Source organism: Pseudophaeobacter sp. (assembly GCF_048267565.1).
Classification (GTDB): domain Bacteria; phylum Pseudomonadota; class Alphaproteobacteria; order Rhodobacterales; family Rhodobacteraceae; genus Pseudophaeobacter; species Pseudophaeobacter profundi.
On record NZ_JBLWXG010000001.1, the window covers coordinates 471,105 to 494,462 of the forward strand.

Below are 23,358 nucleotides of genomic sequence, written 5' to 3' on the forward strand. Positions count from 1 at the left end.
TTAGCCTTTAGCCAGATCTTTGGCCTGTTCAACCCATTCGGGTTTCACTTTGACCGCGTCAATACCAGCAATATCGTCTTCCGACAAGGCTGCGATCTGGGCAAAGCTGGTCAGGCCAGCTTCGTTCAGCTTTTTGGCGGCGGCAGGGCCTACACCGGTCAGCTGTGTCAGATCATCAGAACCTGCTGCGGCAGCCGGAGCAGCCTTTGGGGCAGCTTTGGCGGCGGCTTTTGGTGCGGCTTTGGTTGCGCCCGATGCCAGGATCTCGGTGATCTTGATCAGGGTCAGCTTTTGACGGTGGCCCTTGGTACGCTTGGAAGAGTGCTTCCGGCGACGCTTCACAAAGTGAATGAGCTTTTCGCCTTTGATCTGGTCGATCACTTCGGCTTTGACAGCCGCGCCATCTACCAGAGGAGCGCCCACAACAGGGGTGTCGCCACCCAGCATGAGAACTTCGTCGAACTGGATTGTTTCGCCAGCATCTGCAGCCAATTTTTCAATGCGGAGGATATCGCCCGCGTGAACTTTGTACTGCTTGCCGCCAGTCTTGAGGACCGCAAACATATGCGTGTTTCCTTTATCAACCGCGTCCTTTGGTCCCAGGGATCAATCAGATCCCGGCGTTTTGGCCCGATGGCCACCTCGAACAGCGCGCCCCCTTGGGGGACGTATTACAAATGAACCCGGCACAGGGAATCCGGGCCGGGATGGCGCATTTGCCCGATAACCCGCCCCCCTGTCAACCCATTGCGATACGCGTCGCACCATCAGAGCTGTCGAAACTGAAAGAGATCACAGGCTCAGATGTCTTCGCCCTGCCCCAGGTCCTGCATCCGGTAGGCCAGCGCTTCGAACCGATCGGCGGTGATTTCAAACTGGACCGCGTTCAGCAGTTCATAGACCTGTTGCATCAACGGGGTCTCCAGGGCTTCGACATAGGCCTCTATCTCGGCATCGCTGAAATCCTGATAAGTATAGGCCGAGGTCGCCAGATTGGCGGCCCGCAGCGCGAGCCGCATCTCGGGTTCCTGCGCGCGTTGCAATGCGCGCAAGCCATCGGCATCAAGCTGCAATTCGATGATCCCGGCCGCACTGGCCGCCATGAGAAAGCGAAACTGGATCTGTTGTACCGATTTCAGCCCGGCCCCCGCAGCATCGATCGCCTGCCCCATCCGGTGATACAGCGCAATGCGGGGGCTGCCGACTTGAACCAGGTCGGATATGATCCGCTCGCCAGCCACCTGCTTGGTGTCATCCTCTGCCACCAGATGCGAGGCGTTTTCGGCTGTGACCAGCCGTTGCCCCAGATCACTGGCATAAAAGGCAGCAGCATGGCTGAGAGTGTCGTCTTCCAGGGTTTCTTCCAGAATATCCAGCGCCAATTCGCGCATTTTGTCCTGATCAAACACGCTTTGCGACAGGCGTGTCCACTCGCTGCCAAAATCACTGGCAGACAGCCCCAGCATCATCGGCGCGTTGCCGGCCGAGAGCGCAATACTGTCCAGTGCCACATCAAACCCGGTGACCTGCAAAAAGGCTTCGACCTTGCTACGCTCTGCCGCTTGGGATGCGGGCGGTGCGCCAAGGATCACCAGTCCAACAAGAAGTAAAGCACGGGCCAGATGTGCAACCTGGCTGGAAAGCGGAATTAATAACTGTGTCATAGGTAGAGCCTAGGCGAAATATGTGGCCAGACAAATGAAAAAATGGCTTTCTCCAGAGAAGTTGAAAAACCCTCTTGCACTGCCGCCGGTTCCCCCTTACACGCTGCCCCACCAGACCCCCGCGGAGAGGTGCCGGAGTGGTCGAACGGGGCGGTCTCGAAAACCGTTGAGCCTTCACGGGTTCCCAGGGTTCGAATCCCTGTCTCTCCGCCATAATCTTCTGTTGCAAGAAACCCCCTAGTACACCTTGAACCGCAAGGGGATTATTGGTGTTCGAAGCCCTTCAGCTCGGGCAAAGTTAAGCTGCTGTGCCAAAGCCAAGCTTAGGTCAGATTCCTTCGTCGCAGTAAATGCTGTCAGAGGGGCGGCATCAAACCGCCGCAGGTTCAGTCTCTGGTAAAGACAGCCCGCCCAACAACCATTCGCGGAATTCCAAAGCTTCAGGTTTGTCCTTGGCAATCGACAGGTAGTAGCCTTCGTGGCTCGGTATCGAAGCCGGGTGCGCCCGCTCGACCATCCCTGTTTTCACCGCGTGATCGGCGAGCAGTTCGCTGACGAGGGCAACGCCGTTTCCATGGGCCGCAAGGTGCAAGGCCATGCCGTATGTATCAGTATAGAGCGATGGTGGCGGTGTGCTGCCAACCAGCTTGGCCCAGGCTTGCCAGCCGCTGGAAGTTCCAACTGCCTCGATGAGAGGCAGGTCATGCAAATCTCCGCTTAGATTTGGCGATTTCAAGGCAATGAGCTGGTTGGGGAGAAGAGGCTCGGCGTCAACCCCGCCCTGTCTGGCCGAGCCGAACCGTATTTCGACGTCAGCGCGGGTAGAGTGGAAGTCATCAGGCCAGATCGCGCTGTAAATTCTTACCCTGAGGCCGGGGAAACGCGCTTGGAAATCTGGCAATCTCGGCGCAATTAGCCAATGTGCTACACTTACCGATGCAGCGATTGTCAGCAGGTTTTTTGCGGAGCCGGTGTCGACAATATCCATCGCGGCCGCCAAGGCGTGTAGCGGTGCGTCGACTTCGGGAAGAAGCCTCCGCCCGGCATCCGTCAACGCCAATCCACGCGCCTGGCGCATGAAGAGCGGAACGCCCAGCCGCGTTTCAAGCGATTTTACTTGCTGGCTGACGGCTGATTGCGTGAGGCCAATTTCCTCCGCAGCAGCGGTGAAGCTCAGATGTCGCGCTGCTGCTTCGAACGAACGAAGCCAACCCAACGGGGGAAGGGATTTTGCCATGGTTCAATTCAGCCATTAATAACACTAATACCTAAGCGCATAATTCAATCGTTTGTCAAAAATATTCCGGCTTCATACCGTCTCCTGCAGCGAACAGGAGGATGCAATGAAACCGGAAATCAGGAAAATCGTCACCTATGATGAGGAAATCTTCATCGAGGGGTTTCGCGAAGCGGATAAGCCTTGGCGAATGTTCGCCGTCGCTGCCGTGCTACGCAACCCTTGGGCGGGTCGGTTTGTCGAAGACTTGTCGCCACAGATCAAGGCCTATGGCCCCATCTTGGGCGAGATGATGACCAAGCGGATGATCGACCTTGCTGGAAACGGAGCGGCGATCGAGGCCTACGGCAAGGCGGCAGTTGTCGGACTTGATGGTGAAATTGAGCACGCGTCGGGACTGATCCATACCCTGCGGTTTGGCAATTTCTACCGCGAAGCCGTTGAGGCCAAATCCTACCTTGCCTTCACCAATACACGCGGCACGGCGAATGCGCCGATCATGGTTCCGCTGATGGACAAGAACGATGCAGGGCGACGTTCGCACTATCTGACCATCCAGTTCTCGATCCCTGATGCTCCGCGCGATGATGAGGTTGTCGTGGTGCTTGGTGCAGCCATGTCTGGCCGGCCTCATCACCGGATTGGGGATCGCTATCAGGACTTGAAGGACTTGGGCCATGGTCTCGACAATCCTGCCGCGGTCTGAAATGGCAGGCCTGTCGGCTATCGTGGCAGGCGCGGGGCGGCCCGTGCTGCTGTTGCACGGCGTGGGCCTCAGGGCCGAGGCCTGGGGCGCGCAGATCGAGGCACTGCGCGGCAGCTATCAAGTGATCGCGCCTGATATGCCGGGCCATGGGCACAGTCCTTGCCCTTCTGGCCCGATCACGCTGGCCGAATATGCACAGGCTTTTCTACCTATTCTGCAAGAGCTTGCCGAGCCTGCGCTGGTTGTGGGTCATTCCATGGGGGCAATGATCGCACTTGAATTGGCCTGCCGCGCCCCTGCCAACGTTGGTGCCGTTGCCGCGTGTAACGCTATATTTGAGCGTCGCCCAGAGGCGGCGGCGGCGGTGCAAGCCCGCGCAGGAAGCCTTGATGGGACTATTGCACCTGACCCCGGCTCAACGCTTGAGCGGTGGTTCGGAAGCGCGCAATCAGATGAACGCAGCGCCTGCGAAAGCTGGCTTCTTGCCGCCAACCCCAGGGGCTACCAGCTCGCCTATACCGCGTTTGCCCATGCAGATGGTCCGCGCCGAGAAACCTTGCAGGCGCTGACCTGCCCCGCCCTCTTTGCAACAGGTGCGCTTGAGCCGAACTCAACGCCTGAGATGTCACAGGCCATGGCCGATCTTGCCCCGAAAGGCCGCGCTCTGATCGTTGAGGGCGCGGCCCACATGATGCCGATGACACATGCGGGCGCGTTGAACAGCGCGCTCTTGGATTTTACGCAGGAGATCTGGCCATGAGCGCGATAGATCCGCGTGCGCTGCGCAGCGCATTTGGCACCTTCATGACGGGGGTCACCGTCGTCACAGGCAAAGCCGTTGATGGAACAGTTGTCGGATTTACGGCCAATTCCTTCTCATCCGTCTCCCTTGATCCGCCGCTATTGCTGGTTTGCCCAGGCAAGTTCCTCTCTAGCTATGAAGCGTTTGCGGGCTGCACGCAGTTTGCGGTCAATATCCTGGCCGAGGGGCAGGAAGACGTGGCAAACACCTTCGCAAGTTACAAGGGCGACCGTTTCGCGCGTGTGCCTCATCGCCAAGACGCCTTGGGCAACCTGCTGATTGACGGTGCGCTAACACAGTTTTCATGCACAACTCACAGCGTGGTTGATGCCGGGGATCATGCGATCCTGATTGGCGCAGTGCAGAGCTTTGAACAGCGTGCCGGACGTGGACTTGGCTATGCCGACGGGCAGTTTTTCAGTCTAGGACTTGAACGCGCGGCGCTAGAGCATTCGGGCAATACGGCCCTTGGGGGTGCGATCATCACCTGCGGCGATACTGTGCTGTTAGAGCGGACTGAGGCCGGATACCGGCCACCGCAGTGTCTGGCAAAGCACCGCGACAACCTACGCCCTACCCTTACACGTGACCTTGAGGCGCGCGACCTTCCCGTAAAGCTTGGTCCCGCCTATTCTGTATTCGACGATGGCAAAACCCATTGCTCCTATTTTCTCGCCGCAGAGCCGTTCACCAACAACGGCGGGTTCGAAGCCCATCCAATCGGTGACATTCGCAAACTGAAATTCGCCTCCCAACCCATCGCTGACATGATGAACCGCTTCGCGCTTGAGATTCAGACGCGCAGCTTTGGTCTCTATGTCGGTGATGCACAGCGCGGCGATGTACACCACCTGCCTGAAAGGAGCTGAAAAATGGAGTTCTCACTCTTTGTGCATATGGAGCGCCTGACGCCCGAGCAATCGCACCAACAGCTAAATGAAGAACTGATCGCGCTGTGCAAAATGGCAGACGATGCAGGGATGCGCGCCATCTGGACCGGAGAACACCACGGGATGGAGTTCACCATCGCGCCGAACCCCCTTATGTCGCTCGTGCATATTTCCCATCACACAAAAAACGTGAAACTGGGAACGGGTACGGTGATCGCGCCGTTCTGGCACCCTGTCAAGCTGGCTGGCGAGGCGGCATCTGCCGATCTGATGACAGGCGGGCGCATCGAGCTTGGGATCGCTCGCGGGGCATATTCATACGAATACGAGCGGCTGATGCCTGGAATGGACGCGTGGGAAGCGGGTCAACGCATGCGCGAATTGGCGCCACTTCTCCCCAAGCTGTGGGAAGGTGACTGTACCCATGAGGGCACGTTTTATAAATTCCCAGCCACGACAGCCGCGCCCAGGCCCTTGCAGGACGGTGGCCCGCCGATCTGGATCGCAGCACGCGACCCGAACAGTCACGAGTTTGGTGTGCAGAACGGGTTTAACATTCAGGTGACGCCACTGTGGCAGGGGATCGAGGAAATCAAAACCCTGATGGAGCGCTTCAACGCCGCCTGCGCCAGCTATGACGGCCCACGACCCAAAATCATGCTGCTGCATCACACCTATGTTGGCGCGGATGCCGATGATGTGACACAGGCCGCCCGCGAGCTGTCGCGCTTCTATTGCTACTTTGGCGCCTGGTTCAAGAACGAGCGCCCGGTAGCACAGGGGCTGATTTCCCCTCTCGCAGAGGAGGAGCTTGCCGCCAATGGCCTTATGGCCCCCGAGAACATGGCGCGTGATCTGACCATCGGAACCGCAGAAGACGTCATCGAGAAAATACGCAAATACGAAGAGCTTGGGTATGATGAATACGCGTTCTGGATCGACAGCGGGATGAGTTTCGAACGCAAGCGCGCATCGCTTGCTCGTTTCATCGACACTGTCATGCCGGCCTTCAGGTGAGGAACAAAATGGACCGCAAACCACACTATCAGCTTTTTATTAACGGCGCTTGGACGGAAGGTTCCGAAGGTCAGGTCATGGCCTCGCAAAACCCCGCCAACGGACGGGACTGGGCGACCTTCGCCTGCGCGTCGCGGGCAGATGTCGCGCGCGCCATCAAATCTGCTCGCCGGGCGCTGAACGACCCGGCATGGCGCGATATGACCCAGACACAACGTGGCAAGCTGCTTTATCGGCTTGCCGAACTGATCGAAGAAAACGCCGCTGAAATCGGGCGCATCGAAACAACAGACAGCGGCAAGCTCCTGGCGGAAACTGCCAGCCAGTCGGCCTATGTCGGCGACTATTACCGCTATTACGCGGGGCTTGCCGACAAGATCGAAGGTGCGGTCCTGCCGATCGACAAACCAGACATGCATGTCTTTACCCGGCGCGAACCGATCGGTGTTGTCGCTGCCATCGTGCCGTGGAATGCCCAGATGTTCCTGACAGCAACAAAGCTGGGCCCCGCATTGGCGGCGGGCTGCTCCGTGGTGTTGAAAGCCTCGGAAATTGCCCCCGCGCCGATGCTCGAGTTTGCCCGCCTGATCGAACAGGCAGGTTTCCCGGCCGGTGTCGTTTCGGTCATCACAGGAGATGCCGAAAACTGTGCCATCCCGCTGACACGTCACCCCGATATCGACCGCATAGCCTTTACCGGTGGGCCGGAAACCGCACGGCACGTCGTGCGCAACTCAGCTGAAAATTTTGCGGTCACCACGCTGGAGCTCGGCGGAAAATCCCCCATTCTGGTCTTTGAAGACGCTGATCTCGACGGCGCGGCCAATGGGCTTATCGCAGGCAATTTCGGCGCCTCGGGCCAAAGCTGTGTGGCGGGCACGCGGGGCCTGGTGCATCGCTCTGTGTTGGAGGTCGTAGCGGCGAAGATCAAAGAGAAGATGGAGGGCGTTGTCATCGGCGACCCGCTTGATGTGACAACCCAAATCGGCCCCCTTTGCACGGCCGAGCAAATCAGAAAGATCGAAGCAACCCTTGCTGCGGCCGTATCAAGCGGCGCGACAATCCGCTTTGGTGGCGCGCCTCTGGAACGCCCCGGCAATTACATGGCACCCACCCTTGTTGAATGCGCTGACACAAACGCCGAAACGCTCAAGATCGAAATGTTCGGACCTGTCATGTCGCTCTTGCCATTCGACACCGAAGAAGAAGCTATCGCAATTGCCAACAGTACTCCCTTCGGGCTCGGCTCGGGTGTTTTTACCGAGAATGTCGCACGCGCGCATCGCGTCTCTGCGCGGCTCAAGGCGGGCATCTGTTGGGTCAATACCTACCGTGCGGTGTCGCCCATGGCGCCCTTCGGAGGATTCGATCAGTCAGGCTATGGGCGCGAGGCCGGGATAGAGGCCATACATGACTACACGCGCAGCAAAACAACGTGGATTAGCACGTCCGAAACACCAATGGCCAACCCGTTTGTGATGCGTTGAGTGGAGGCTGAAGTCTTCTTGATAACCCCCTAAACCAATAGGCGAATAAGCCGACGTGCTGCCATAGTGCAGCCTATGTCGGCTTCTCTAACTGGGCGTCTGGGGCAAGCTGGTGCCATTGTGGGATCGTTCTTCCCGGTCACGCTTCGCTTTGCAGTCTGTTTTGGTGTCCAAAGGGCGGCGCAGCACGCATATGTCGGATTGGCAGTGGAGAGCGATCTGCAAGGTGATGGGTGATCACAACAGCGCGTTGCCATGATTGCCATGATTACCCGGAAACGTTCTATCCGTTACCCACGGGATTGCCGTTCCAACAGGAAGCTCTGGATTTCTTTCGCGCCGCTTGGGCCGGGTTGCGTTTCACCCAACAGGCCGTCCGGAACCGTCCAGCCAGGTTCGACGCCCGTCATATCGGGCAGTTCGTGGGCAATCCCCTTGTGACAGTCGATGCAGGTTCTTTCACCGGATAGCAGGTATTGCGTATGGATATCGGCCGCGCGCGGGGATTGGCGACTAAGGTCCATCGCAACTTCGGAATGGCAATTACGGCATTCCAGACTGTCATTTGCGCCAAGCCGCGCCCATTCACGCTTGGCCATGACCAGGCGATGTTCGAGAAACTTCTGCCGCGTGTTGATGGTGCCGAAGATCTTGCCCCAGACCTCTTTCGAGGCCTGCATCTTGCGGGCGATCTTGTCGGACCATTCATGCGGAACATGGCAGTCTGGGCATCCAGCGCGCACCCCGGAACGGTTCGAAAAATGCACCGTGTGCGACAGTTCCTCAAAGACGTTGTTGCGCATTTCATGACACGAGATGCAGAATTCTTCGCTGTTGGTGTATTCCAGTGCGGTGTTGAAACCGCCCCAGAAGATCACGCCGCCAAGAAAGCCACCGAGGGTCAGAAAGCCGAGGCCAAGCGTGACCGCTGGTGTCCAGAGCACGTTCCAGAACCAGCGAAAGGGGAACAAGATCCAACGCATTTCAATCCCCCCCTGCGGCCACAGTGCCGATGTCGGACATATCGGTGAAGGTATTGCCAATCAGCGCGGCGGTATCGGCTTGGGGAACGTGGCATTGGGTGCAGAAGTAGCGGCGCGGCGAGACATCCGCCAGCATCTGGGCCTCCCGCGTCATGTAGTGGGTGATCGAAATCATCGGTGCGCCTGCCCCAAGCGAGTGTTCGCGTTTGTGGCAAGACATGCAGCGGTTCGCATTGACCGTGAGTTGATAGCCCTCGATCGAATGCGGAATGATCGGCGGCTGTTCGGGGTAGGCGCGCATCTGTCGCACATCATCGGTGACATAGCGCTCCAGTGGTCCAGCGGGTACCGGCTCCATCGCGTTGGGCATCGGCCCCGATAGTTCAGGGACATTCTGCGCAACGACAAAGCTGGCAATCATGCAGGCTGCGAAGGTGGCGGCAAAGCGGAGCTGTTTCATCACACCGCCTCCACGCGCACAGCGCATTTCTTGAAATCAGTTTGTTTCGAGATCGGGTCCGTTGCGTCAAGCGTCACCTTGTTGATGAGTTGGCTGGCATCGAACCACGGCACAAAGATCACGCCCGGCGGCATACGGTTCCTGCCCCGTGTTTCAACCCGCGAGCGGATTTCACCCCGGCGGGAAATCACCCGGACCTCCATCCCCTGATTGAGCCCCCTTTCGCGCGCATCAATGGCGTTCATGAAGACCTTGGCGCCGGGGAAGGCCTTGTAAAGTTCCGGCACCCGCATGGTCATGGAACCGGAGTGCCAGTGTTCCAGCACCCGCCCCGTGACCAGCCACATGTTGAAATCATCATCGGGGCTTTCGGCTGGCGGTTCATATGGGACCGAGAGGATAACCGCCCGACCATCAGGTTTGCCGTAGAACTCCACATCACTGCCAGCAGTCACATAGGGATCATGGCCTTCACGGAACCGCCATTTGGTTTCTTTGCCATCAACAACCGGCCAGCGAAGGCCACGCACGTCGTCGCTCTGATAGGTATCATATGGCGCAAGGTCATGGCCGTGCCCCCGCCCAAAGGTGGCATATTCCTCGAACAGGCCTTTCTGGATGTAAAATCCGAAATCTCGGGCTTCGTGGTTGTTGTAATCCTCCCGCACCTCTTCCAGAGGATAGGCGTCGACCTGGCCGTTGGCATAACAGATATCAAACAGCGTCTTGCCCTTGTATTCGGGATGCGCGTCCAGAATTTCGGCCGGCCAGATCTCGTCGGTGGTGAAACGTTTTGAGAACTCGACCATCTGCCACAGATCAGAGCGCGACTCGCCCGGCGCGTCGACCAGCTGATGCCAGGCATGGGTCCGGCGTTCGGCATTGCCGTAGACGCCCTCTTTTTCGACCCACATGGCAGCGGGCAGGATGATATCGGCGGCCATGGCCGTCACCGTCGGATAGGCATCGGTGACCACGATCATATTGTCGGGATTGCGATAGCCCTGATAGGTCTCGTTCTGGGAATTGGGCGCCGCTTGCAGGTTGTTGTTACACTGCACCCAGTAGAAATTCAGCACACCGTCCTTGAGCTTGCGATCCTGCAGCACCGCGTGGAAACCGGGCTTGGTGTTCAGCAGCCCATGCGGCAGTTTCCACAGTTCCTCGGCGTGTTCCACATGCTTGGGGTTGGTTACGACCATATCTGCGGGCAATCGGTGCGCAAAGGTGCCGACCTCGCGCGCGGTGCCACAGGCCGAAGGCTGGCCGGTCAACGAAAACGGAGAATTGCCCGGTTCAGATATTTTCCCGGTCAGCAGGTGGATGTTATAGACCATCTGATTGGCCCAGACGCCACGAACATGCTGGTTGAATCCCATGGTCCAAAGCGACATGACCTTGGTATCCGGATCTGCGTAAAGCTCTGCCAACTCCTCAAGGAATCCGGGTTCGACCCCCGACAACTCGCTGACATGGTCGAGCGTATAGCTTGAAACATGCTCCTTGAAGGCCTCAAAATCGCTGTCTTCCATCAGGCCGGGATTGTCGGCTCCGGTTGCGGCGACTTGCAGTTCGTGTTCGGGGCGCAGCCCATAGCCGATGTCGGTGGCCCCCTTCTTGAAGGTGGTATGTTTGCCAACGAAATCCTCGTTCACCCGCCCCGTCTGGATGATGTGGTTGGCGATGTAGTTCAGGATTGCCAGGTCAGTGCCCGGTTTGAACACCATCGGAATATCCGCCAGATCCATCGAGCGATGGGTGAAGGTAGACAGCACCGCACATTTCACCCCGGGGGTGCCCAGACGGCGATCGGCCAGCCTGGTCCACAGGATCGGGTGCATCTCTGCCATGTTTGATCCCCAGAGCACAAAGGCGTCTGCGTGTTCGAAATCATCGTAGCAGCCCATCGGCTCATCAATGCCGAAGGTGCGCATGAAGGCCACCGCTGCCGAGGCCATGCAATGGCGCGCGTTGGGGTCGAGGTTGTTGGACCGGAAGCCCGCCCGCATCAATTTGGTCGCGGCATAGCCTTCCAGCACGGTCCATTGGCCGGACCCGAACATGCCGATGCTTTCCGGGCCCTTGTCCTTCAGAACCGTCTTGACCCTATCCGCCATGACGTCAAAGGCCTCGTCCCAGCTGACCGGTTCAAATTCGCCCTCTTTGTCGAAGACGCCGTTTGACTTGCGCATCAGTGGCGTTGTCAGCCGGTCTTCGCCATACATGATCTTGGAGAGGAAATAGCCCTTCACGCAGTTCAGGCCGCGATTGACCTCATGCTGCATGTCGCCATGGGTGGCGACGACCTTGCCCTCCTTGACGCCCACCATGACACCGCAACCGGTCCCGCAGAACCGGCAGGGTGCCTTGGACCACTTGATCTTCAGCGCCTCAACGCCGCCGGGGACGGGCTGCGCCAGCGCCTCCTGTGGGATACCTGCAGCAGATGCGGCCAGTGCGGCTGCCTGGGCTTTCAGAAGCTGGCGTCGGGTCACGTCGAGTGGCATGTGGGATCCTCCATATGGGCGGGCATATCGTCGGGTTCTTCGGCATGTTCAAAAACCATATTTGCCACCAGAACACCGGGCATCAGGTTGATCTCGGTCAGCCGGTCCCCCAGCTGACCTGTGCTGAGCCCCTCGATGGTGATGATCAGACGCGTGGCATCCTCGCCATGCACCTCGACCCCGTCGAGAACCTCTATCAGGGCGCGTACCCTTTCTTTTGCATCTGGGGTGACGCTCACCACCGCGGATGATACGTGCCAGCGATCCTTAGGCATAACTCACATCCTTCCTTACCGCGTCAATTGCACCAGCGGGACAGACAGATGAGCAGGCCGCGCAGCCTGTGCAGGCCGCAGCATCCAGCAGCGGCAGGAAGGGGCCGCCGACCCTTGGTTTCATTGAAATCGCCTCTTGGGGGCAGGCATCGCGGCAGGTCATGCAGGATATGCCTGCCTCGACAAAACAACGCGCCGAGATTTGCATCACATGGCCCATCTCATGCGCCATGTGGTCATTATCGACAAAGACGGTCTCGGCAAAAACGGTCTCGGGGCAGGATGCGGCGCATTTTCCGCAAAAGGTGCATTCGCCCGCCTCGGGGTTGAGCATCACGCCATCCGGGGCAAGCCGCAGGATGGTTTCGGGGCAGCTATCAACACAGGCCCCACATCGCGTACAGCCCTTGAGGGTCAGTTCGGAAACGCCAGGTGGTCGCGCCAAAAAAGGCGGAGCCTGGGTACTGCCTTTCAGCAGGTCACGCCGAGATATACGCCCCTTCGCGGACATCCGGTCAGTGCCCCGGGGGTCCGGGCGGCCCCGAAATTAACTGGAACATCCAGATGAGAAACCCGTAGCCGCCGACGACGCCGACGGCGACAATAGGCCAAACGCCGAAGGCCAAAATCAAGAAACGTGTTAACTCTTTGCGTCGTCCCGCCCCGCTTGATTGCAGGTTGGGGTCAGTGGCTTGTCCATCAGACAATGCTGCCTCCCCCCGCTCGTAAAAGAGCGGCAACTCAATTACAATCTATTCTGGGTTGAGCCTAGAACACCGGGCAGACAACATCAAGCGTACCGATTGCCGAGGCCATGTTTTTTCATTTCTTACGATCAAAACAGGATGGGAAAACCATCAAGATATCATCGTAAGTATTTGTTTAAATATACATATACTAAATTTTGGCGCAAAGTCAGGGGCCCTGTTCGGCGATGCGCTGAGGCGTGTCTCTCTGCGTTGCGCAGCGTTCCTGTCGCTTGTTGCGCATGAAAAAGGCCGGGTTGCCCCGGCCTTTTTTGACATGTCTTAGGTCTGGCGATGGGGCATGCGACCGCCGCCTCGCTTAGCCACGGCGCCGACGTCCGCCGCCGCTGCGGCCGCCACGACCGCGACCTTCTTCACCGGCTTTTGCCGGGGCTTTGTTGAACTTGATCCACTCGCCGCCATGCGGGTCATTGTTGGTCAAGAAGTTGGCGGCGCGGATGGCTTCCATTTCTTTGCCGGCGCGCGGCTGCATCGAGCCCAGGCCAAACATGGTCACGAAGGTTTCATCATCCATGCCCTCGGGCAGAATAATCCCAGCAGCGGCAACTTCTTCCTTTTTGGCGGCCAGCGCTTTTTGCGTCACCGGCAGGCCAACTGGGTTCATGATCGCCGAAGTCATCCCGGCCCCCATTGCCATGGGCAGGAACGCATTGTTGATGCCGTGGCGGTTTGGTAGGCCAAACGAGATATTGGACGCGCCGCAGGTGGTGTTGACGCCAAGCTCTTCGCGCAGGCGACGCACCAGGGCAAAGACTTGCAGCCCGGCAGTGCCCATAGCGCCGATCGGCATCACCAGCGGGTCGACGACTATGTCATGGGCCGGAATGCCAAAATCGGCAGCGCGCTGTACGATCTTTTTCGCCACTTCAAAGCGCACGTTCGGATCTTCGGAAATGCCGGTGTCATCATTGGAAATCGCCACAACGGGCACGTTGTATTTCTTGACCAGCGGCAGGATCTGTTCCAGCCGCTCTTCCTCGCCGGTGACCGAATTCAGCAAGGGCCGCCCTTCGCAGATTTCCAGCCCGGCCTCTAGCGCGCCGGGAACCGAAGAGTCGATACAGAGCGGCACATCCACAAGCCCTTGAACTAGCTCAACGATCTTGCGCATCAGCGGCGGTTCTGTCTCGTTGGGGTTGGGGTTGGAGTTGTAGACCACCCCAGCATTGATATCGAGCACGGTAGCGCCAGCCAAAACCTGCGCGACCGCATCTTTTTCAACGGTGGAAAAATCGCCGGCTTCCAGCTCGGCGGCCAGTTTCTTGCGCCCTGTCGGGTTGATCCGCTCTCCGATAACGCAGAATGGCTCATCAAAGCCCATGACAGCGGTTTTTGTTTTTGATTCAATAACTGTACGGGTCATTGTTTATCCTTGAGAGTTAGCAGGCTGCGCTGCGGCGCCGCCATTGTTGATCGCCCAATTGGCATTGGTCTTGATGCCACCCAGCGGGAAGAAGTGAACATGCGAGATGTTAAAGTCGGGATTGGCCGCCTTATGCGCTGCCAGTTCGGTCAGCACATCCGTTGGCTCATAGGGCAGCAGCAGTTTCGACACATCCATCGCCCGCTTTTGTAGCACTTTCAGCGAGGGACCAACACCGCAGGCAATGGCGAATTTGATCAAGGTCTGCAATTTGGCCGGCCCGGCAATGCCGATATGGATCGGAATATCAATGCCGGCCTCTTTCAGCCCGTCGGCCCAGGCGATGATCGGCTTGGCTTCAAAGGCGAACTGGGTCGCCAGAGCCATTTTGGCATCGGTGCGTTCAGAAAATTTCTGTTTCCACTGAAGTGCTTCGTCGATGTTCTTGGTCGAACCATCGGCATCGATATCACGGTTGCCTTCGGGATGACCTGCCACATGCAGATTTTCAAAGCCAGCCTTGTCGAACAGCCCGGTTTCCAGCAATTGCATTGAAGAATGGAAATCACCGTAGGGCTGGGCGACACCGCCGGCCAGCAAGAGCGCCTGTTTCACATCGGCTTCGCCCTGATAGCGCGCGATCCAGTCTGCCAGCGTCGCCTCATCCTTGATGATGCGGGCGGGGAAATGCGGCATCACCGGGTAGCCTTCGGCATTCAGGCGCTTGGCGGTTTCGACCATTTCCTCGATCGGGGTGCCCTCGATATGGGCAATGTAGACGCGGGTGCCTGCGGGTAGCAGGTCAGCAAAGCTGTCCACCTTGGCGGCCGTGCGCGGCATCACCTCGATCGAATAGCCCTGCAGCAGGGCCTCGACCTGTGGGTTTACGGGTTGCGGCGACTTTGCGTCACGCTTTTTGAAATTCAACAAAGCCATCACGGCCTCCCATAGTGGTGTCAGGCTCACGCCCATCCGTCGTTTGCGATCAGGGTTTTCAAACGCTCCTGATCGTATTCCGCTTCCAGACGTCTGGCCTCGGCTTCGGCAACCTCTGCTGCGTCACCTTCTACCACATAGGGGGCCGCTTTGCGCCACTCTGCCAGATAGGCATCGCTGTCTTTGGCGTTGACCTTCATTGCGGCCCGGTCGATTGCCTGTTCAAAGCGTTCTTCCAATTGCCGTTTTGAGCCGCGGCGCCCTTTGCCTGCGATGACCTGCGCGGGAATATCGCGCCAGTATACGATCGTGATATCCACCATAGCCTGTCCTCCTAAGACGTCTGCACTTGCCTGCTTTTAGTGCGTCCCGCGACAGCGCGTACGCCGGATTTCGACATCACTGGGAGTTGGAGCGACGTTTTCACCTGTGTCGTGAATACAAAACCGGCACCGATCTGGCTACAGCAGGGCCTGCCAAAAATTTTCATCAAGCTTATGAGTTCATTGCAAGGCTGCGCCGTCACCACATGGCCTGTTTTACGCAAACGCAGCTGTGGTGCCTAATTCTCCCGCGCTCTGGGCGCCGGATCCCCTTGCGCCGCTGGGCTGCGCTCCATAGTCTAGGGGTAACACGATAATCGGAGGGCGTGAATCATGGCGCCCAGGCGTTCTAAAGGTGCGGGCGCGTTTCCCAAGGTGGTTGAAACCCCTGTACCAGCCCGTCCGGATTCTGATGCGCTTTACGCGGCTCTGGATCTTGGCACCAATAGTTGCCGCATGCTGATTGCCCAACCCAAGGGCAGCGGATTCCATGTGGTGGACAGTTTTTCCAAGTCGGTGCAGCTGGGCACCGGACTTGAACGCACCGGGCGCTTGTCGCGGTCGTCCATGGCGCGCACCATTCAGGCGCTGCGGATTTGTCAGCAAAAGCTGAAGCGCAACCGCGTCAAACGTATGCGACTGGTCACCACCGAAGCCTGCCGTCGTGCCAAGAATTCGCGCGAATTCATCCGTCAGGTCAAACGAGAAACCGGCCTGCCACTGGAAATCATCCAGCCGGAGGAAGAAGCACGCCTGGCAGTGATTTCCTGCGCGCCGCTGGTCTCGACCAAGACCGAGCAGCTCTTGGTGGTTGATATCGGCGGTGGCTCGACAGAGCTGGTCTGGATTGATCTTTCCTCGGTGCCGGGGCGCGACCGTCCGGCGGCGATCATGCGGCTGCATGCCGGGTTTCATACAGCTGCAAGCCCCTTTCCCACCGCCAAGGTCGTGGATTGGATCTCGGTGCCGCTGGGGGTGGCAACCCTGCGCGACCAGTTCAACGATGTCGAAGATGATTCTGCCCGTTTTGCGCTGATGAGCTGGTTCTTTGAAGAGCATCTGGCCAATTTCGCCCCCTATAAGGACGTGCAGGCGCGGGCCGGCTTTCAGATTGTTGGCACCTCGGGTACTGTAACCACTGTTGCTGCCTCTCATCTTGGGTTAAAGCGCTACGATCGTACCAAGGTAGACGGGTTGCGGATGACCAGCGATCAGATCGACAAGGTGATCCGTGGCTATCTTGAACTGGGCCCCAATGGGCGTCGCCGCGATCCCCGCATTGGCGAGGATCGCCAGGCGCTCATCATGTCGGGGTCGGCCATCTTGCAGGCCTTGCTGCGCTGCTGGCCGACTGATCGGCTCTCGGTAGCGGATCGCGGTCTGCGCGAGGGGCTGCTTTATGCGCAGATGAGCGCAGATGGCGTGCTGGAAGACGGGCCTTTTTGAGAAGGCGGGCCTAAGTATAGGCGCGCAAATTGTAATTGACGCCCTGCCCCTGCGGGAGGCGGCGGCGAACACGGTGAAGATGATGGCAAAAACGCCCACTGGTAAAAACACCTCCGGCCGCGGCCAGCGTGACCTGAAGGTCAAGGTCAAATCCGCCCGCGGACGTCGGCTCAGCTCTACCCGCTGGCTGCAGCGCCAGCTGAATGATCCCTATGTCAAACGCGCCCAGGCTGAAGGGTATCGCGGGCGTGCTGCGTATAAGATCATGGAAGTGGACGATAAATATCGCTTCCTTGTGCCCGGTGCGCGGGTTGTCGATCTGGGCTGCGCCCCCGGTGGCTGGGCCCAGGTTGCGGTCAAGCGGATCAATGTGATGGGCGAAAAACGCGGCAAATCCCAGGGGCGCATCATCGGCGTTGACCTGCAAGAAATGGAGCCCCTGGCGGGGGCTGAATTCTACCAGCTCGATTTCATGGATGAAGGCGCGGATGACAAGGTCAAGGAATGGCTTGGCGGCATGGCCGATGTGGTGATGTCCGATATGGCGGCCTCCAGCTCTGGTCATAAACAGACCGATCACCTGAAGATCATTTCTCTGTGCGAGGCTGCCGCCTATTTTGCCTTTGATGTTCTGGAAGAAGGCGGCACATTTGTCGCCAAGGTTCTTGCGGGCGGCGCCGAAGGGGAATTGCAAAAGCTGTTGAAGAACAAATTCACCAAAGTGGCCAATGTCAAACCTCCGTCGTCGCGGTCTGACAGTTCCGAAAAATTTGTCGTGGCCATGGGGTATAAAGGCTAGTCTATACCCCTGCCCTGATAGAATGTTGCGCAACCGCGGGTGCCCGTATTGCGCATCTCGTCACATCGGCAAAGTCAGTCGCGTGAATGAATGAACGCGACAGGCCTAGGCGGATCGCTTCTGCCCCAGAAGAGATTGCGTTGCTCGCTTTTGCAGCATCAAGACCTCTGCGCCTGCACCTTCACTTTGCAGCGATACGCGGACCTTGCGTTGCATTTGTTCAGCAAGGCCAGATTTGCGCAAGACCTGCTTGGCAAGCGTTAGTAGGTGCCGGTTCTTGTCTGACAGGGTTGCTTTGCCCATCCGCGTCACACTGTGAAATGCCATTGTCCTCGCCCTCTTCATATTCCCCAAAACCATGGGGTTATGATCGAATAGAAAACCGGCATGGCCGAAATGTGGCAAAGCTGCCCCATTGTTTCCAATCAGGAAACATGTGGTGTTTTTGCCACCTGTCCCGCATCCGTTTTGCGCAGGTCAATCAGGGCGCCGTTGTATTCTGCCCCAAGGATCAAAATCGCCGCATTCACATAGAGAAAAATCATCGCCGCCATCGCCCCGGCCAGCCCAGCGTAGGTCGCCGAATACTGCGCGATCGCGCTGATGTAGAAGGCAAATCCAATCCCGGCGGCCCACCACAACGCGACAGTCAAAAGCGTCCCTGGCAGGATGTCCTTCAGCCGGTAGATCTGCCCCGGCAAGACCAGATGGCAGAGAAAGACCGCCACAAAAGGCACCACAGCTGCTACCAGCCCATTGATGCCAATCGGGATGTTGAATGACAGATCCACATTGGGGAAAAAATCAGCCAGGTAGCGCAGATACAACGGCAAAATAACCTTGAATATCGCAGCGATCAGGATGCCCGTTCCGCCCAGGATGACAAAACCAAGACAGATCAGCCGCGATTTCCAATAGGGGCGTGTGTCGCGTTCATGATAAGCCCGTACCATGGCGACCCGCACCGCATTGACGCCATTTGCCGCAAAATAGAGCGCCAGCACACCGCCGATGGTGATCAGCCCGGTGTTTGAGTTCTCAAGGACTGCATAAAGCTCAGTCAGGATCGGCGCCGAGACCGCCTCTGGCCAGCCGCCAAAGACCAGATCGACCAGATCATCCAGATCGATATTGCGCGAAAAAATGTTTGCCACCGCACCAGCCAGGGCGACGGTGAACAGCACAAACGGAAACAGCGCCAACATCATTGACATGGCGATATGGCTGCTCATGACCCAGCCTGCCTTGCGGTTGAAACGCTTCAGGGAAAGCCAGAGGGCGCGGGCCCAGATCGGATAGAAAGTGCTGCTTTTCATGGGCATAACCTTCCACAACTGCGCTGCAATGACCAGCCCTATGCTGATCTTGCGGCCTGACCAAAGGCGTACCGCGTCTGGACAGTTGGGTCGTCAGGGTATTCACTGCCGACATCGCCCAAACGGAGCAGAATGTCATGGTCCTGTCTATTTCCAACGTCAGCAAGACACTCCCCAATTCTGGCCTGGGGCGGCCAATATTAGATCAGGTTTCCTTGCAGCTTTCGGCGGGGCAGTCGCTTGCGCTGACTGGCGAAAGTGGATCGGGAAAATCAACTCTGCTGCATCTTGTCGGGGCCTTGGATAGTTTTGACAGTGGTGAAATTCATCTGGATGGCATACCGCTGAGCGACCTGCAGGAAGCCGCACGCGCCGCGCTGCGTCGACTAAAGGTTTCTATTGTTTTTCAACAATTTAATATCATCCCCTCACTAGATGTCGCCGCCAATATTGCGCTGCACGCAAAGCTGGCAGGCCGATATGACGCCAGCCTGCAGGCGCATCTGGCAGATCGCCTTGGGCTCTCCGCGCTGTTGTCGCGCTACCCAGAGCAGCTCTCGGGGGGGCAGCAGCAACGGGTTGCCATCGCCCGCGCGCTGGCCCTGCGACCCAAACTTCTACTTGCGGATGAACCCACCGGCAACTTGGATGAGGACAGCAGCGATGCGGTGCTGGCGCTGATGCTTGAACTGGTGCAGGAAAGCGATAGCGCGCTGTTCCTTGTGACCCATTCCCCCAGAATTGCCGCCAAGCTGGATCGCCAACTGCATCTGAGCGGTGGCAAATTGCGATGATGCGAGCAGCTTTTCATACGCTGCTGTCCTATTGGTCGCGCCACCGTTTTCAACTGTTTGCGCTGGTCGCGGGCTTGGCCCTGGCCACCGCCCTGTGGTCAGCGGTTCAGGCCATCAACGGCCAAGCCAGACAGAGCTACGCCCAAGCGCAGGATTTTTTACAGCAACTGGACGGGACCAGCCTGGTTTCGCCGGGCGGCAGTTTGCATCTATCTGACTATGTCACCCTGAAACGCCAAGGCTGGAAGCTGACACCGGTGTTGGAAGGCCAGTATAGGAATGCTGGGCAAAGCATTGATCTTATAGGAATAGATGTCTTGACCTCGCCACAGGTAGCGCGGCTGTTTCCGGCAGAAAGCCTAGGTGGAGATTCCGATTTTCTACGCGGGATATTACACGAACCCGGTGGGATAGTTCTGCATCCAGAAACCGAAAAACTGCTCCCATCTATGCTGAAAGAGATGCAGATCTTTCGGTCAGAAGCGGTTCCGCTTGGGCTCGCCGTGGCAGATATTTCGTTGGTGAGCAGGCTTTTGCAGCGCCCGGACGATTTGAGCCGCTTGATCCTGCTGGGTGACACCGGGCCAGGTGCGATGCCTTCAGCCGACAGCGGAGCAGATATGCGGCCACCGGATGCCAGGGCGCTTGCCTCGTTGCCCGCGCATATCAAACTGGCCCCCGGTGGCACGGCCCGTATGAACCCTGGCACCCTAACAGAAAGCTTTCACCTTAACCTGACTGCCTTTGGGTTTTTATCCTTTATTGTTGGGCTGTTTATCGTGCAAGGCACCATTGGCCTCGCGATGGAGCAACGCCGTGGCCTGCTGCGCACTCTGCGCTGCCTTGGACTCCCCTTTGCGCAGATGATCTTGATCTTGGTGGTAGAGATCACACTGATTGCAGTGGCTTCCGCCTTTATCGGTTTGATATTGGGTTATTTTCTCGCCGCGTCGCTCTTGCCTGGCGTGGCGGCAACCCTCTCTGGGCTATATGGTGCCGAGGTCAGTGGTGCGCTTTCCCTTCAGCCCGCCTGGATTCTGTCGGGGCTGGCAATGACCCTGGCCGGGGCCAGTCTCGCCAGCGCCCATGCCTTTTACACCCTATGGAAGCTGCCGATCCTGCAGGCGCCCTCTACCCAGGCGCGCGGCCAACGGTTGCTGCAAAGCTACACCGCATGGGCGGCGGCGGGCATCGGGCTAAGCCTGGGCGGGGTGCTGGCCTTGGCGCTGGTCGAGGGGTTGATCGGTGGGTTCATGTTTCTGGGCGGGGTAATGCTGGGCGCGGCGCTGCTACTGCCCTATGTTCTATGGTCATTGCTGGGGATGGCGCAGGCCCGGACGCGGGCACCGCTTATGCAATGGCTTTGGGCGGATGCACGGGCACAACTGCCGGGCCTGTCGCTGGCGCTGATGGCTCTTATGCTGGCGCTGGCAACAAATATTGGCGTTGGAACAATGGTTTCCAGTTTTCGGCTCACCTTTGTGGATTGGCTGGATCAGCGGCTTGCCGCGGATCTATATGTGACCACCCTGGATGATGCCCAGGGCGCAGAGGTGCAGGCTTGGCTGAGCCAGCAGGGGCTGACGGTGCTGCCGATCCGCAGCAAGGAAATGCAGCACAGCACCGGCCAGATAAAGATTTACGGACTGCGCGACGATGAACTCTACCGCAACAATTGGCCGATGATTTCCGCCCGGCCCGAGGCTTGGGATCTGCTGGTGCAGGGCCGTGGTGTCTTGGTCAGCGAACAACTGGCGCGGCGGGCCGATCTGCAGCTTGGTGCGCATATTGATCTGCCCGCTGGCTGGCCGAGCGAGATCCTGGGCATCTATGCCGACTACGGCAACCCACATGGCCAGGCGATGGTGTCACTGCCGCAATTGCTGAAAAACGCCCCCGATGTGGACAATCTGCGATTTGCGCTGCGCCTTGATCCCACACAGGTGAAACAGGTGATCAACATGCTGCAGGAACGGTTTGAAATTCCACGGGAAAACATCACTCAGAAAGACTTGGCAAAGGCCAGATCCATGGCAGTGTTTGACCAAACCTTTTTGATTACCGATGCGCTGAAACTGCTGACCTTGGCGGTGGCCAGCTTTGCCATTTTCACCAGCCTGGCAACGCTTTGGAACCAGAGGTTGCCACAGCTTGCCCCGGTCTGGGCCATGGGGGTGCGCCGTCGCAGCTTGGCCCTGATCGATATCCTGCGCAGCCTGCTCATGGCCGGGCTAACGGCTCTGTTGGCCCTGCCGCTGGGGCTGCTGCTCTCTTGGGCGCTGCTTGTGGTGATCAATACTGCGGCCTTCGGCTGGCGGCTGCCGGTCTATCTGTTCCCGATGAACTGGTTGGCCCTGGTGCTGCTGGCCCTGCTGGCGGCGGGTCTTGCCGCCCTGCTGCCCGCCTGGCGCCTGTTCCGCATCAGTCCCAGTGAATTGTTAAAGGTCTTTTCAGGTGAACGCTAAACCCCTGATTATCTGGCTGGTTCTCTGTATGATTGGGCCAGCGGTCAACGCCCAGGGCTTTGCCGGGCTTGGCACTACCGCCGCAGAGGGCTTTGCCCAGCCCAACCCGGATCTACCGCTGGTCTTTCCACGCGATCACGGGGCGCATCCCGATTTCCGCATTGAATGGTGGTATTTGACCGCGAATCTGACAGATACAGAGGGGCGCAGATATGGGATCCAATGGACCCTGTTTCGCAGCGCCCTGGCCCCCGGAGAGGCCGAGGGCTGGCAAAGCCCGCAAATCTGGATGGGCCATGCCGCCGTGACCAGCGCCCGGCAGCATTTCACCGCAGAACGCCTGGCGCGTGGCGGGATTGGTCAGGCGGGTGTCTCCATCAGCCCCGGCTTTCAGGCCTGGATCGACGATTGGGATATGGCAGGCGATGCCGACCTTGGCCAGTTGGACATCACCGCGGCTGGAACAGAGTTTTCATATACGCTGAGCGCCCACACCCAAGAACCGCTGATCTTGCACGGTGCAGCAGGCTATTCGGTGAAATCCACCGATGGGCAGGCCAGCTATTACTATGCGCAGCCCAACTACCATATCTCAGGTACGCTCCGCCTGCCCTCTGGCCCGGTTGAGGTCACCGGCATGGGCTGGCTTGATCGTGAATGGTCAAGCCAGCCGCTGTCGCAGGACCAAAGCGGCTGGGATTGGTTTTCGCTGCGCTTTGACAGTGGCGAAAAGCTGATGGGGTTTGTGCTGCGACGGTCCGATGGCAGCGTGGATTTCCGTTCTGGCACCTGGATTACAGCCAGTGGAACCGCGCAGCCGCTGCCCCCCGGCGCCTTTCAGGCAGAGCCACTGACCCAGAGCACAGTCGCAGAGCGACAGCTGCCCACGCGCTGGAAAGTCACCCTGCCTGATCGGGATGTTTCCGTGACAGTAGAGGCACTTAACCCGCAAAGCTGGATGGATCTTTCCTTTCCCTATTGGGAAGGCCCGGTAGAGGTGAGCGGCAGCCACAGTGGCAGCGGCTATCTGGAAATGACCGGTTATGAATAAAAGGGGCGCCCTTGCGGCGCCCCTTTCTGGTTTGGTGATGTATGCCGCAGGCTAGGGTTTGATTGCGCAT

The 23,358-nt window shown here is 58.4% G+C and carries 24 protein-coding genes and 1 tRNA gene; 11 read left to right on the forward strand and 14 right to left on the reverse strand.

Going from position 1 to position 23,358, the window contains the following annotated elements:
- Both ACN0VH_RS02225 and ACN0VH_RS02230 read right to left on the reverse strand, forming a co-directional pair.
- A complete protein-coding gene (locus tag ACN0VH_RS02225) occupies window positions 1-564 on the reverse strand; it encodes a 50S ribosomal protein L21 (RefSeq protein WP_417699356.1) in 564 nt (187 codons plus the stop codon).
- Between the two features lie 236 nt (window positions 565-800).
- Window positions 801-1,664, reverse strand: coding sequence for a DUF2059 domain-containing protein (locus ACN0VH_RS02230; RefSeq protein WP_278921633.1), 864 nt, complete (start codon window positions 1,662-1,664; stop codon window positions 801-803).
- A 123-nt stretch (window positions 1,665-1,787) separates the two neighbouring features.
- On the opposite strand from ACN0VH_RS02230, the gene ACN0VH_RS02235 reads away from it, so the two are divergent.
- Window positions 1,788-1,877: transfer RNA gene (locus ACN0VH_RS02235), tRNA-Ser, on the forward strand.
- A 157-nt stretch (window positions 1,878-2,034) separates the two neighbouring features.
- Here the strand turns inward: ACN0VH_RS02235 and ACN0VH_RS02240 are convergent.
- Window positions 2,035-2,901 carry a LysR family transcriptional regulator gene (locus ACN0VH_RS02240; RefSeq protein WP_417699358.1) on the reverse strand — a complete coding sequence of 289 codons (867 nt, stop codon included), beginning with the start codon at window positions 2,899-2,901 and terminating at the stop codon, window positions 2,035-2,037.
- Window positions 2,902-3,007: 106 nt separating this feature from the next.
- On the opposite strand from ACN0VH_RS02240, the gene ACN0VH_RS02245 reads away from it, so the two are divergent.
- From ACN0VH_RS02245 to ACN0VH_RS02265, 5 genes are read left to right on the forward strand one after another with little or no spacing between them, the layout of a single operon-like run.
- Window positions 3,008-3,607, forward strand: coding sequence for an amino acid synthesis family protein (locus tag ACN0VH_RS02245; RefSeq protein ID WP_417699359.1), 600 nt, complete (start codon window positions 3,008-3,010; stop codon window positions 3,605-3,607).
- A complete protein-coding gene (locus ACN0VH_RS02250; RefSeq protein WP_417699360.1) occupies window positions 3,579-4,367 on the forward strand; it encodes an alpha/beta fold hydrolase in 789 nt (262 codons plus the stop codon). The genes ACN0VH_RS02245 and ACN0VH_RS02250 overlap by 29 nt, the downstream gene beginning before the upstream one ends.
- Window positions 4,364-5,278 carry a flavin reductase family protein gene (locus tag ACN0VH_RS02255; protein ID WP_417699361.1) on the forward strand — a complete coding sequence of 305 codons (915 nt, stop codon included), beginning with the start codon at window positions 4,364-4,366 and terminating at the stop codon, window positions 5,276-5,278. Before ACN0VH_RS02250 ends, ACN0VH_RS02255 begins: the two co-directional genes overlap by 4 nt.
- 3 nt (window positions 5,279-5,281) lie before the next feature.
- Window positions 5,282-6,316, forward strand: coding sequence for an LLM class flavin-dependent oxidoreductase (locus ACN0VH_RS02260; protein ID WP_417699362.1), 1,035 nt, complete (start codon window positions 5,282-5,284; stop codon window positions 6,314-6,316).
- Window positions 6,317-6,324: 8 nt separating this feature from the next.
- Window positions 6,325-7,803 (forward strand): aldehyde dehydrogenase, encoded by a 1,479-nt coding sequence (locus ACN0VH_RS02265; protein ID WP_417699363.1) that lies wholly within the window; start codon window positions 6,325-6,327, stop codon window positions 7,801-7,803.
- 290 nt (window positions 7,804-8,093) lie between these two features.
- On the opposite strand, the gene ACN0VH_RS02270 is transcribed toward ACN0VH_RS02265, so the two are convergent.
- The 9 genes from ACN0VH_RS02270 to ACN0VH_RS02310 form a co-directional block, all read right to left on the reverse strand.
- On the reverse strand, window positions 8,094-8,786 hold the full coding sequence (locus ACN0VH_RS02270; protein ID WP_417699364.1) for a NapC/NirT family cytochrome c: 693 nt from the start codon (window positions 8,784-8,786) through the stop codon (window positions 8,094-8,096).
- A gap of 1 nt (window position 8,787) precedes the next feature.
- A complete protein-coding gene (locus ACN0VH_RS02275) occupies window positions 8,788-9,246 on the reverse strand; it encodes a nitrate reductase cytochrome c-type subunit (RefSeq protein ID WP_278921650.1) in 459 nt (152 codons plus the stop codon).
- Window positions 9,246-11,753, reverse strand: coding sequence for a periplasmic nitrate reductase subunit alpha (gene napA / locus ACN0VH_RS02280; protein ID WP_278921651.1), 2,508 nt, complete (start codon window positions 11,751-11,753; stop codon window positions 9,246-9,248). Before napA ends, ACN0VH_RS02275 begins: the two co-directional genes overlap by 1 nt.
- Window positions 11,738-12,028: a chaperone NapD gene (locus tag ACN0VH_RS02285; protein WP_278921652.1), complete on the reverse strand. Its 291-nt coding sequence runs from the start codon at window positions 12,026-12,028 to the stop codon at window positions 11,738-11,740. Before ACN0VH_RS02285 ends, napA begins: the two co-directional genes overlap by 16 nt.
- Window positions 12,021-12,473 (reverse strand): 4Fe-4S dicluster domain-containing protein, encoded by a 453-nt coding sequence (locus ACN0VH_RS02290; protein WP_417699366.1) that lies wholly within the window; start codon window positions 12,471-12,473, stop codon window positions 12,021-12,023. The genes ACN0VH_RS02285 and ACN0VH_RS02290 overlap by 8 nt, the downstream gene beginning before the upstream one ends.
- Window positions 12,474-12,543: 70 nt before the next feature.
- On the reverse strand, window positions 12,544-12,768 hold the full coding sequence (gene napE / locus ACN0VH_RS02295; RefSeq protein ID WP_313790324.1) for a periplasmic nitrate reductase, NapE protein: 225 nt from the start codon (window positions 12,766-12,768) through the stop codon (window positions 12,544-12,546).
- A gap of 325 nt (window positions 12,769-13,093) precedes the next feature.
- Window positions 13,094-14,158, reverse strand: coding sequence for a methyltetrahydrofolate cobalamin methyltransferase (locus ACN0VH_RS02300; protein ID WP_278921655.1), 1,065 nt, complete (start codon window positions 14,156-14,158; stop codon window positions 13,094-13,096).
- Window positions 14,159-14,161: 3 nt separating this feature from the next.
- The gene (locus tag ACN0VH_RS02305) at window positions 14,162-15,094 is read right to left on the reverse strand and encodes a methylenetetrahydrofolate reductase (protein WP_417699369.1); all 933 of its coding nucleotides are present in this window, start codon (window positions 15,092-15,094) and stop codon (window positions 14,162-14,164) included.
- 26 nt (window positions 15,095-15,120) lie between these two features.
- Window positions 15,121-15,417, reverse strand: coding sequence for a virulence factor (locus tag ACN0VH_RS02310; protein WP_278921657.1), 297 nt, complete (start codon window positions 15,415-15,417; stop codon window positions 15,121-15,123).
- 333 nt (window positions 15,418-15,750) lie between these two features.
- Here ACN0VH_RS02310 and ACN0VH_RS02315 point away from each other — a divergent pair, with 333 nt between their 5' ends.
- Window positions 15,751-16,863 (forward strand): Ppx/GppA phosphatase family protein, encoded by a 1,113-nt coding sequence (locus ACN0VH_RS02315; RefSeq protein WP_278921658.1) that lies wholly within the window; start codon window positions 15,751-15,753, stop codon window positions 16,861-16,863.
- Between the two features lie 82 nt (window positions 16,864-16,945).
- Window positions 16,946-17,662, forward strand: a complete 717-nt coding sequence (locus tag ACN0VH_RS02320; RefSeq protein WP_278921659.1) for an RlmE family RNA methyltransferase — start codon at window positions 16,946-16,948, stop codon at window positions 17,660-17,662.
- A 105-nt stretch (window positions 17,663-17,767) separates the two neighbouring features.
- On the opposite strand, the gene ACN0VH_RS02325 is transcribed toward ACN0VH_RS02320, so the two are convergent.
- Together ACN0VH_RS02325 and ACN0VH_RS02330 are read right to left on the reverse strand one after the other, a co-directional pair.
- The gene (locus ACN0VH_RS02325) at window positions 17,768-17,989 is read right to left on the reverse strand and encodes a hypothetical protein (protein WP_278921660.1); all 222 of its coding nucleotides are present in this window, start codon (window positions 17,987-17,989) and stop codon (window positions 17,768-17,770) included.
- A gap of 98 nt (window positions 17,990-18,087) precedes the next feature.
- Window positions 18,088-18,978: a YihY/virulence factor BrkB family protein gene (locus ACN0VH_RS02330; protein ID WP_278921661.1), complete on the reverse strand. Its 891-nt coding sequence runs from the start codon at window positions 18,976-18,978 to the stop codon at window positions 18,088-18,090.
- 137 nt (window positions 18,979-19,115) lie between these two features.
- Here ACN0VH_RS02330 and ACN0VH_RS02335 point away from each other — a divergent pair, with 137 nt between their 5' ends.
- The 3 genes from ACN0VH_RS02335 to ACN0VH_RS02345 are packed head-to-tail and all read left to right on the forward strand — an operon-like array spanning window position 19,116 to window position 23,288.
- On the forward strand, window positions 19,116-19,772 hold the full coding sequence (locus ACN0VH_RS02335; protein WP_417699371.1) for an ABC transporter ATP-binding protein: 657 nt from the start codon (window positions 19,116-19,118) through the stop codon (window positions 19,770-19,772).
- Window positions 19,769-22,237, forward strand: a complete 2,469-nt coding sequence (locus tag ACN0VH_RS02340) for an FtsX-like permease family protein (protein ID WP_417699373.1) — start codon at window positions 19,769-19,771, stop codon at window positions 22,235-22,237. Before ACN0VH_RS02335 ends, ACN0VH_RS02340 begins: the two co-directional genes overlap by 4 nt.
- Window positions 22,227-23,288 (forward strand): lipocalin-like domain-containing protein, encoded by a 1,062-nt coding sequence (locus tag ACN0VH_RS02345; RefSeq protein WP_417699374.1) that lies wholly within the window; start codon window positions 22,227-22,229, stop codon window positions 23,286-23,288. The genes ACN0VH_RS02340 and ACN0VH_RS02345 overlap by 11 nt, the downstream gene beginning before the upstream one ends.
- Window positions 23,289-23,358: the final 70 nt, after the last annotated feature.